This is a genomic window from Streptomyces sp. NPDC127092 (assembly GCF_042722475.1).
GTDB lineage: Bacteria > Actinomycetota > Actinomycetes > Streptomycetales > Streptomycetaceae > Streptomyces.
The window spans coordinates 66,311-72,310 of record NZ_JBHXFE010000025.1 but is presented as its reverse complement, the minus strand read 5'-3'; the positions used below and the strand labels follow the sequence as shown (position 1 = coordinate 72,310).

At 71.1% G+C, this 6,000-nt stretch carries 5 protein-coding genes and 1 pseudogene; 1 reads left to right on the top strand and 5 read right to left on the bottom strand.

Annotation, left to right across the window (positions count from 1 at the left end; all coding sequences use genetic code 11):
* Positions 1-398: 398 nt before the first annotated feature.
* Positions 399-3,389 (top strand): S8 family serine peptidase, encoded by a 2,991-nt coding sequence (locus ACFWJO_RS21500; RefSeq protein ID WP_386867355.1) that lies wholly within the window; start codon positions 399-401, stop codon positions 3,387-3,389.
* A gap of 86 nt (positions 3,390-3,475) precedes the next feature.
* Here the strand turns inward: ACFWJO_RS21500 and ACFWJO_RS21495 are convergent, their stop codons facing one another.
* The 5 genes and pseudogenes from ACFWJO_RS21495 to ACFWJO_RS21475 form a co-directional block, all read right to left on the bottom strand.
* Positions 3,476-4,285 (bottom strand): pyridoxal-dependent decarboxylase, encoded by an 810-nt coding sequence (locus ACFWJO_RS21495; protein WP_386867353.1) that lies wholly within the window; start codon positions 4,283-4,285, stop codon positions 3,476-3,478.
* Positions 4,286-4,325: 40 nt separating this feature from the next.
* Positions 4,326-4,412: pseudogene (locus ACFWJO_RS21490) on the bottom strand (hypothetical protein); the annotation flags it as partial.
* Positions 4,382-4,906 carry a hypothetical protein gene (locus ACFWJO_RS21485; protein ID WP_386867351.1) on the bottom strand — a complete coding sequence of 175 codons (525 nt, stop codon included), beginning with the start codon at positions 4,904-4,906 and terminating at the stop codon, positions 4,382-4,384. The gene ACFWJO_RS21485 and the pseudogene ACFWJO_RS21490, both read right to left, overlap by 31 nt.
* Positions 4,907-5,083: 177 nt before the next feature.
* Entirely contained in the window at positions 5,084-5,482 is a 399-nt protein-coding gene (locus tag ACFWJO_RS21480) for a DNA-binding protein (protein WP_356549310.1), read from the bottom strand.
* Positions 5,479-5,763 (bottom strand): hypothetical protein, encoded by a 285-nt coding sequence (locus tag ACFWJO_RS21475; protein ID WP_359386984.1) that lies wholly within the window; start codon positions 5,761-5,763, stop codon positions 5,479-5,481. The genes ACFWJO_RS21480 and ACFWJO_RS21475 overlap by 4 nt, the downstream gene beginning before the upstream one ends.
* Positions 5,764-6,000 lie beyond the last annotated feature (237 nt).

Genomic DNA, 6,000 nt, shown 5'->3' with positions numbered 1-6,000 from the left:
GAGGAAAACCTTTCCTCTCCCGCCCTCTCCGGCAGAGCAGAACCACCCCTAGCCGGACCGCCCCCCCCCACCCCCCGTCCCCCTGCGCCGGAACCCCTCCGGGGGCCCCCTCCCCCTGGGAGCCACCACATGCGCCGGGGCGGCCTGGTTCCCGCTCCGCGGGATTTCCGGTGCGTTCAACCGTCCACCCACCTGCCCCGTGCATGACAGATGTGATCGCGAATGTCTTCCCAGCAGGTCAAACCACCTCGTACGGGGGAGAAGCAGCGTTCACCCGCCCCGGACCGCCCGTCAGTCACCGCTGGTGCCAGGCGGTTCGGAGATTCCCGCCCCTACGCCCGCCTCAGGCGAGCATCCGCTCGTCTCTCCGGCGTGCGTGGAATCCATGAGGAGAGTCCGTGTCACTCCTGCCGCGCAGAACATCGAGCAACCGGCGAGCCGCTCTCGCCGGCTTGCTCACCACCGCCCTCGCCGCGCTCAGCCTTCCCCTCGCCACGACCGCCACGGCCCACCCCGCCGCCGCTCCGATCGCCGAGTCCGCCACGGGCACCTACCTGGTCACCCTGGCCGACGAGCCTCTGGTCACCTACGACGGCGGGGTGGGCGACCTCCCCGCCACGAAGCCCGCCGAGGGCGGCAAGCTCGATGTCGCATCGGCCGCCGCCAAGCGGTACCGCGCCCACCTGACGGACCAGCAGAACCGCGTCGCCAAGAAGGTAGGCGCCACCGTCCGTCAGCACTACGCGGTCACCACCAACACCTTCAGCGCCCGGCTCGACGCCCGCCAACTGGTGCGCCTCGCCCGCACGGGGAGCGTCCTGCACATCGCCCCCGACCGCTTCCACCAGGCCACCGACGACCGGAACTCCACCGACTTCCTCAAACTCTCCGGCCGCAAGGGGCTGTGGGAGGCCCTCGGCGGAACCGCCGAAGCCGGCAAGGGCATCGTCATCGGCGACATCGACACGGGCATCTGGCCCGAGAACCCCTCCTTCGAAGCCTCGGCCCTGAGTTCACGCAAGCCCGGCCCGAAGGACCGCCACCGCCCCTACCGCGTGGGCACGACCACCGTGATGCACAAGGCGGACGGCGCCACCTTCAAGGGCACCTGCCAGACCGGCGACAGCTTCACCGCCGCGGCCTGCAACGAGAAGGTCATCAGCGCCCGCTACTTCGGAAAGGCATGGTTCGACGCCGTTCCGGAGTCCAACCGGGCCGGATACGTCTCCCCGCGCGACAGCCAGGGCCACGGCACCCACACGGCGGCCACCGCGGCCGGCAACGCCGACGTCCGCGCCACGGCCGGTGGCGAGGACCTCGGCACCGTCTCCGGCGTGGCTCCCGCAGCCACCATCGCCGTCTACAAGGCCCTCTGGCAGAGCAAGGACGGCCAGGCGGACGGCGGTCTGACCAGCGACCTCGTCGCCGCCATCGACCAGGCCGTCGCCGACGGCGTGGACGTCATCAACTACTCACTCGGCGCCGCGTTCGAGAGTGCGTACAACGACCCGGCGCAGGTCGCGCTCCGCAACGCCGCCGCGGCCGGAGTCTTCGTCGCCACCGCCGCGGGCAACTCCGGCCCGGGCGCGTCCAGCCTCTCCAACACCGCGCCCTGGACCACCACGGTCGCCGCCGGCACCGTCAAGTCGCACACCGGCACGGTGACCCTCGGCAACGGCTCCAGCTACACCGGCATCAGCACCACCGTGCACCGGCAGGTCGGCCCCGCCCCGCTCGTCCTGGGCTCCGCGGTCCGGGTCCCCGACACTGTGGACGTCTACGCGGACTACTGCATGCCGAACTCCCTCGACCCGGCCCGCACGGCCGGGAAGATCGTCGTCTGCGAACGGGGCGTCAACGGCCGCTCCGACAAGTCCGCCGAGGTCAAGCGGGCCGGCGGCATCGGCCTCGTCCTGGTCAACCCCGGCGACGAGAGCACGGACGGCGACCTGCACAGCGTGCCGGCCGTCCACCTCGACCACGCGGACGCGGCCCCCGTGCGCACCTACGCCGCCACGAGCGGAGCCACCGCCACCCTCACCGAGGGAGGCGCCTCGGACGCCTACCCGCAGGTGGCCGGCTTCTCCTCGCGCGGCCCCTCGCTCGTCGGCAACGGCGACCTGCTCAAGCCCGACATCACCGCGCCCGGCGTCACGATCCTCGCGGCCGTGTCCCCGGACGGCAACCACGGCCGCGACTTCGACTACTACTCCGGCACCTCCATGGCCACCCCGCACATCAGCGGCCTGGCGGCGCTCTACCTCTCGGAGCACCCGACCTGGTCCCCGATGAGCATCAAGTCGGCCATGATGACCACCGCCACGCCGACGAAGACCGCGGACGGCAAGAACAGCGACGACGCCTTCGCGCAGGGCGCCGGCGAGGTGGACGCACGGGCCATGCTGCGGCCCGGACTCGTCTACGACTCGGGGGAGAGGGACTGGCTCGCCTACCTCGAGGGCTCCGGCGTGCCCACCGGAAGCGGCGTCAAGGCCATCGACCCGAGCGACCTCAACTACCCGTCCATAGCCATCGGCGACCTGTTCGGCAGCCAGACCGTCACCCGCACCGTCACCGCGACCACGGCCGGCACCTACCGCGCCCGGGTGGACCTCCCCGGCATCAAGACCACGGTGAGCCCGTCCGTACTGCACTTCAGTCACCCCGGTCAGAAGCGCACCTTCATCCTCACCCTGGATGTGACCACCGCGCCCGCCGGACGCGTCGACACCGGGGCCCTCACCTGGACCTCCGGCCGCACCACCGTCCGCAGCCCGATCGTCGTCACCCCGCAGATCGTCCGCGCCCCCGCCGAGGTCAAGGGCTCCGGCTCCAGCGGCTCGACCGAGTTCTCGGTCACCCCGGCCACCAGCACCCTGACGGCCACCGCCTACGGACCGGTCACCTCGCCGGTCACCAAGGGCACCCTGACCCAGATGCAGGAGGTCTCCTACGACGCCGAGATCCCGTCCGGCGCCAAGGCGTCGCAGATCACGGTCCGCTTCGACGCGGCGGCAGACACGATCACGGGCGTCCTGTGGGGCAGCAAGGTCGACGGGGTCCTCCAGGACGTCCAGATCGCCGTCCCCGACAGCGACGGAACGGTCACCATCACCGTGCCGCATCCCGCGGCCGACGCCCTCTTCGTGTCCCTGGTCGCCATGGGGGCCGACGGGGAGACCGTCACCCCGTACACCTACCAGGCGAACCACGTCACCGCGGACAGCCCCGTCACCGGCGAAGTCACGGTCAAGCCCGAGCAGGCCCGCGTCACACCCGGCGTGCCGACCGACCTGACCGCCGCCTGGTCCGGCGTCCCGGCGAACGCCCGGTCCGGCGCCTGGATCGAGTACGGCAACGGGGCAGGCTCCTTCCTGACCCTCAACTGAATCCCGACACCCACCGGCGGGGGCGGCACGCACACACGTGCCGCCCCCGCACACGCGCTCCGCACATGCCGGCTACTAAGAACCGATCACCTTCGAGGACCCGGTGCCGCCGGCCGCGCTGCGAGCCTCTGGATCGTTCCACCCGCCGCAGAGCTACCGGTACTTGACCGATGAAGACCTCCGGAAGGTCGCTGAGGCCGCACCGGCGTCCGCGGCTGCCCTTCAGGGATCGCCGAACGATCCGACGCCCGCCCAGGCTTCCATGTCCAGGACCGAGGGCGAGCTCGGGATTGCCTGATGCGAGCGGCTGTTCGAGCGGTCGGCCCTTGAAGGAGCGGTCGATGACGGCTTCCCGCTGAGGGGGCAGGGGAAGCTCGGGCCATGCTTCCTAGGATCTCCTCGACCAGCTCCGGAGCGGTCTCCGGGTGGAGGAAGGTGAATCGGGCGACGGTTTCGCCCTCCCAGCCGGTCGGCGCGGCGAAGGCGGTCTGGCCGGCGAGGAGGCGGGCGGACCATTCCGCGTAGTCCTCGGCGGTCCAGCCACTCCGGCGGAACGTCACGCCGGAAGGTTCGGGTTCGCGGACGAGTTCGAGGTAGGGGGCCGTGCGGATGAGTGCGGCGGTGGTGCGGGCCTTCTCTATGGCCTCGCTGTAGGCGCGGGTGCCGTGGACGGCGAGGGAGAACCACAGGGGCAGGCCGCGGGCGCGGCGGCTGAGGTGGTGGGCGTAGTCGCTCGGGTTCCACTGGGTGTCGTCGTCCGTGTGAAGGGCGTCGAGGCAGGAGGCGTTCTGGGTGTGGGCCGCCCTGGCCGGGCGAGGGTCGCGGTAGAGGAGGGTGGCGCAGTAGAAGGGGGCGGACAGCCACTTGTGGGGGTGAAGAAACCAGGTAGTCGGCATGCTCGATGCCCCGGTAGCGGTCCCGGACGCTCGGGGCGAGGAGGCCGGCGCCGCCGTACGCGCCGTCCACGTGGAACCAGAGGCCGAACTCCCGGGCTACGGTGGCGATTCCGGAGAGGTCGTCGATGATTCCGGCGTTGGTGGTGCCGGCGGTGGCCGCGACTGCGATGACGTCGGAGGGGTCGCGTCGGCGAGGAGCGCCGCGCGCAGTGCGGGACCGGTCAGGCGGTGATCAGTGGTCGGCACTGTGAACGGCTCGATGCCGATGATGCGCAGGGCGTTGCCGATGGAGGAGTGGGCCTGGTCGGAGACGGCGAACCTGGCGCGGTCGTACGGGGCGAGGACCCGGCGGCGCCGGGTCGTGTCGCGCGCGGTCACCAGGGCGGAGATGTTCCCGGCCGAACCGCCGGAGACGAAGCAGTCACCCGCGGCGGCCGGCATGTCGGCGAGGTCCGCGAGCAGGCGCAGCACCTGGTTCTCGGCGGCGACGGGGCCGGAGGCGAGGAGCCATGAGGCGCCCTGGATCGACGAGCACGAGACGAGCGCGCCGAAGAGGGTGGCGGCCTGCGTGGTCCGGCACGGTAGTACCGCCGCACAGCGTGACGCCAGGGGCACTTCCACCGGCGGGGCCCACGACGCCACGCGGCCCGCCCGCCCTCCGGTAAGCATCCTTCTCGGCATTGGGCGGGCGCCCACACTGCGGCGACGGTCGATACCGACCGACCGCAGCCGATCCGTCCTGCACCGCCCCCCTGCCGGGGCACCCCGAGGCTGCATGGCCTGGAGCGGTGTTACGACTCAGACCTTCTCGGCGGTCACGCGGGGATGCGCGGCGGTGAGCATGGTGATGTCCTCGACGTCGGACGTCAGGATCGTGACGCGTCCCGGCTGGGCGAGGGCGGCGGCGCAGAGCATGGCATCGATGGCGTACTTGTGGCCGTGGAGTCCGGCCGCGCGCAGCAGAGTGGCGGCGGACTGGGCGAGGGCCTGGGTGACCGGCTCGACTCGCAGGCGGGACAGAGTCCACTTCAGCGCAGCGTCATTGATCCGGGGATGGATCACCTCGACGAGGACCGCGGCAGAGGTGATCACCGGAAGGTCGGCGTCGCGAGCGGCCGTGAGCCACTCATGGACCTGGCGGTCGCGTTGTACGGCCCTGGCCAGGCCCTCGCTGTCCAGGATGAGGGCGCCGCTCACGCGGCCGCCCCGGCGCCGGACGAGGTGCCGCCTGTGAGCTTGGCTCGTTTGGCTGCGACGGCTTCCGGGTCGGCGGGGCCGTGGGTTTTGTCGAAGTCGGCGATCAGCTCGTCCAGGTTGTCCCGCTCAATCTGCCGTTGCGCCGCCTTCTCCAGGTACGCGGACACGCCTCGCTTGCCCACTCGCTCACGGATCGCTTGCAGGGTGCCGGCGGTCAGGGAGACGGAGATGCCGCTGGTGGGGCCGTCGCCGGGCGGGAAATCGGTGTCGTCGTCAGCCATGACACGAGTATGGCATTTCGAATGCCATACAGCGAGATTCTCGGTGGCGAGGAGCTCTGGATGCCGTCCCGTCGCGCGTCGGGGATCGCACGTAGCGCCCGTCCCGCACGCAATGCACATTGATCTTGCGCCCGTTTTGCGTCGAGCGAACCCCTGACCTGCGTATTTCTTTGACCTGTTTTGGCTCTACATGTTTGCGATGACGCACCACGTGGAGTGCGTGGCGATCCTGGAGCC

Bases quoted from the DNA above. Each gene is read 5' to 3' on its own strand.
- ACFWJO_RS21475 (WP_359386984.1), bottom strand. From the start codon at position 5,763: ATGGCTGACGACGACACCGATTTCCCGCCCGGCGACGGCCCCACCAGC.
- ACFWJO_RS21495 (WP_386867353.1), bottom strand. From the start codon at position 4,285: ATGCCGACTACCTGGTTTCTTCACCCCCACAAGTGGCTGTCCGCCCCC.